At 64.7% G+C, this 3,901-nt stretch carries 3 protein-coding genes; all 3 read right to left on the reverse strand.

Going from position 1 to position 3,901, the window contains the following annotated elements; genetic code table 11:
- Positions 1–221: 221 nt before the first annotated feature.
- Entirely contained in the window at positions 222–2,594 is a 2,373-nt protein-coding gene (locus B3H86_RS01120) for a heavy metal translocating P-type ATPase (protein WP_292050720.1), read from the reverse strand.
- Between the two features lie 68 nt (positions 2,595–2,662).
- The gene (locus B3H86_RS01125; RefSeq protein WP_242915554.1) at positions 2,663–3,043 is read right to left on the reverse strand and encodes a copper resistance CopC family protein; all 381 of its coding nucleotides are present in this window, start codon (positions 3,041–3,043) and stop codon (positions 2,663–2,665) included.
- 20 nt (positions 3,044–3,063) lie between these two features.
- A partial coding sequence (locus B3H86_RS01130) for a copper resistance protein B (RefSeq protein WP_292050722.1) occupies positions 3,064–3,901 on the reverse strand: 838 nt, incomplete at its 5' end.

Here is a 3,901-nt window from a genome sequence, read left to right on the forward strand (position 1 = left end):
ATCGCAGGGTTCAGCCCAGCGGTTTCTCTCCAGCCACGGCCCGATTTATAACGTCTTCAATCTTCAACCGCACCTGATTTCCCGATCTGGCCTTCGCGTGCTGCGAGGTCAGGCCGAAACCGCTTGGTCGGCAGCAACGCAAGGGGCTTGAAATCGGCAAGGGGAGGGCTGCTTTAGGCTCAATCCAGTTAACTTGTCAGCACCCCTGGTTGTGCTCCTACTCACAGCCGCACGCGGTTGAGGCGCAGTGCGTTGGTCACGACGCTGACGGAAGACAGTGCCATCGCCGCCGCCGCGATCATTGGCGAGAGCAGGATGCCGAAAAAGGGATACAGAACCCCCGCCGCGATCGGCACTCCGGCGGCGTTGTAGATGAAGGCGAAGAACAGGTTCTGTCGGATATTCGACATCGTCGCCTTACTCAGGTCGCGAGCCCGGACGATCCCGTTCAGATCGCCTTTCAGAAGCGTCACGCCCGCGCTTTCCATGGCGACGTCGGTGCCCGGCCCCATCGCAATGCCGACGTCGGCTGTCGCCAGCGCAGGCGCATCATTGACCCCGTCGCCAGCCATGGCGACGATACGGCCTTCCTGTTTCAGCCGCGCGACGACAGCGGCCTTCTGATCGGGGAGCACATCAGCCTCGACGGCGTCGATGCCGAGTTGACGCGCGACCGCTTCGGCCGTCGTGCGGTTATCGCCCGTCAGCATCACCACGGTGATGCCATCGGCGCGCAAGGCGGTGAGCGCTTCGGCCGTGGTCGATTTGACCGGATCAGCAATGGCGAACACCCCTGCGACCATGCTGTCGATGCCCATGAAAATCGCGGTCGCCCCATCCGTGCGAAGTTGGTCGGCCTGCGTCGCAAGGGAAGAGGTGTCGATCCCGGCCTCTCCCAGAAAGCGGGCATTGCCCAGCGTGATGCGTCTGCCCTCAATCGTTCCCACCGCGCCCTTGCCCGTCGGCGAATCGAAGTCGCTGACGGAGGGGATCTCGATGTTGCGGTCCATCGCCGCGTTGACGATCGCCAACGCGAGGGGATGTTCGGACGCCCGTTCGACCCCGGCGGCGATGCGCAGCAGTTCTTCCTCCTCAAAACCCTCTGAGACGATAATCCGGGTGACGGCAGGCTTGCCCTCGGTCAGCGTCCCGGTCTTGTCGACGACCAAGGTGTCGACCTTCTCCATATGCTCCAGGGCTTCAGCGTTCTTGATGAGGACGCCGAGGCCGGCGCCTCTTCCTACGCCGACCATGATCGACATCGGTGTCGCCAGCCCCAGCGCGCAGGGGCAGGCGATGATCAGCACCGCCACCGCCGCGACCAGTCCGTGCGCCAGGCGGGGCTCCGGTCCCCATATGCCCCAGGCCACGAAGGCGATCACCGCGACCACCAACACCGCCGGCACGAACCATCCGGCGACCTGGTCAGCCATACGCTGGATCGGCGCTCGCGACCGTTGCGCTTCGGCGACCATCTGGACAATGCGGGCCAGCATGGTGTCACGGCCGATCTTGTCTGTGCGGATTACCAGCGCGCCGCCCTGGTTCATCGTCCCGCCGATCACCGTGTCGGCGACCGTCTTGGTGACCGGCATGGATTCGCCTGTCACCATCGATTCATCGAGCGCCGAGCGGCCTTCCTCGACGACACCATCGACCGGCACCTTTTCACCCGGCCGCACGCGCAGCCGGTCCCCGACCACAACCAGTTCGAGCGCGACTTCCTCTTCGCTGCCGTCATCGGCGATACGCCGCGCGGTTTTCGGTGCCAGGTTGAGCAGGGCCTTGATCGCGCCGGAGGTCCGCTCGCGCGCCCTCAGTTCGAGAACCTGCCCGAGCAGCACCAGGGTGGTGATCACGGCGGCAGCTTCGAAATAGACCGCAACCGACCCGTCCGAGGCCCGGAAGGCGGCCGGGAAGATGTCCGGCATCAAGGTCGCAATGACGCTGTAGCCCCAGGCCACTCCTGTCCCCATGGCGATCAGGGTGAACATGTTGAGATTGCGGGTCTTCAGCGACGCCCATGCGCGTTCGAAGAAAGGCCAGCCTGCCCAGAGCACGACCGGCGTCGCCAGGACGAACTGAATCCACATCGACAGCTTCATGGGCACGAGATGATGCAGCGCGGGGAAGAGATGCGCGCCCATTTCAAGGACAAACACGGGAAGGGTCAGCACCAGTGCAACCCAGAACCGGCGCGACATGTCGGTCAGTTCGGCGCTGGGGCCAGCGCCTGCGGTCACCATCTCCGGTTCGAGCGTCATGCCGCAGATGGGGCAGGCCCCAGGGTGATCCTGTCGGATTTCCGGATGCATCGGGCAGGTCCAGATCGACCCCGCCGGGGCTTCCACAATCCGATCAACAGACGGACTCAGGTAATGTTCAGGATCGGCGACGAATTTTTCTCGGCAGCCTGCGCTGCAAAAATGGTGATCATGGCCGGCATGGGTGGCGTGGTGGGCCGTCTTCTGCGGATCGACGGTCATGCCGCAAACCGGATCGACGGCCGTGTCGGAGATTCCGTCCGGCCCGTGCTTTGCATGACTTGCGGACCCATGAGGTCCAGCAGATGCGTTGTGTTTCGACTCGGCCATGAGCCGCCCCTTTTCAATCGTAGATCGATCCGGCCCCCGACCCGATGTCGGGCCGACAGTTGTTGATCCTAGTGAACCATGAAGCTGATGGAGCCGGACATCTTGTGCCCGTCCGGGGCTTCGGCGGTCCATACGGCAGTGTAGGCCCCCGGGGCGAGAAGCGGCAAGGCGACGCTGACAATCGCGGCGGCGGGCGCGGGCGGGGCTGCGACCACAATCGGCGCCTGGCCCTCGGCGGTGAGGGTGACGGTCTTAAGAATCATGGGGTGCGGGAAGGTCGCACTGAAGCGTTCCGGTGACCCATTCGTCATCGCGCCGTCGGCGGGCGTGGTGACGATGCCCGATGGAGCCAGGGTCGACTGCTGCATCCCGGCGTGGCCGGCGTGCGGGTCCTGGGCGGCGGCGGCTCCGGCGACCGTCAGAACGGCGGTGAGAACGAAAATACGCATAATGAGTCCAATATCCTCGATTAGAACCAGGCCTTGATCCCGACGATCAGGCGAACATCTTCGGCATCCTCGTCACGCGCCCTGGCGTAGTCGGCGGTGTCGCCCAGCGACCGGCTCCACTCGACCCCGACGTAGGGCGCGAACTCCTTACGGATTTCGTAGCGCAGGCGCAGGCCCGCCGTGACCGAGGTCAGACCCGAACCGATCTCCAGTTCTGGAATGTCGCTGGCCGACATCGCCACTTCAATGGCCGGCTGAACGATCCACTTCTGGGTGATGCGCTGGTCATATTCGACCTCGGCACGGGCGGTCAGGTCGCCTTCGGTCGACAGGAAGGCGGCGGCGTTCATTTCGAACCAATAGGGGGCGACGCCCTGAACGCCGACGGTCAGATAGGTGGTGTCGTCGCCGTCGGGGCGGAAGTCCTGCCTCACGCCCGCTTGAACGTCCCAGAAGGGGGCGATGGCGCGGCTGTAGAGAGCCTGGACCTCGGCTTCGTGCAGTTTGCCGCCGAAATCGCCTTCGCCCTCAGTCTTCCACCAGAAGCGGTTGATGTCGCCGCCGGTCCAGCCCTGAGCGTTCCAGCTATAGCCCTTCTCCCCATCGCCGAAGCTGGATTCAATCGAGTCGATCAGCACGGCGGTAGAGCGAATGTCGCCGTTCTCGACCAGCAGTTGCTTGCGCGAGGCCGCCATGACGGCGGGGTCGAACAGCAGGTCCGCCGCATGGGCGGGCGCGGCGCGGGCGGCGGCAGGCGGCGGCGTCTCGACCATCCGTCCCCCGACAGCGTCCACGCTAGTCGGGATGTTGGGCGCACCGCCAGTCATGGCCGACATGTCATGACCAGCGTGGGGATCG

Origin of the sequence: Brevundimonas sp. UBA5866, from assembly GCF_002432125.1 — a bacterium.
Lineage (GTDB): Bacteria > Pseudomonadota > Alphaproteobacteria > Caulobacterales > Caulobacteraceae > Brevundimonas.

Bases quoted from the DNA above. Each gene is read 5' to 3' on its own strand.
- B3H86_RS01120 (WP_292050720.1), bottom strand. From the start codon at position 2,594: ATGGCCGAGTCGAAACACAACGCATCTGCTGGACCTCATGGGTCCGCA.
- B3H86_RS01125 (WP_242915554.1), bottom strand. From the start codon at position 3,043: ATGCGTATTTTCGTTCTCACCGCCGTTCTGACGGTCGCCGGAGCCGCC.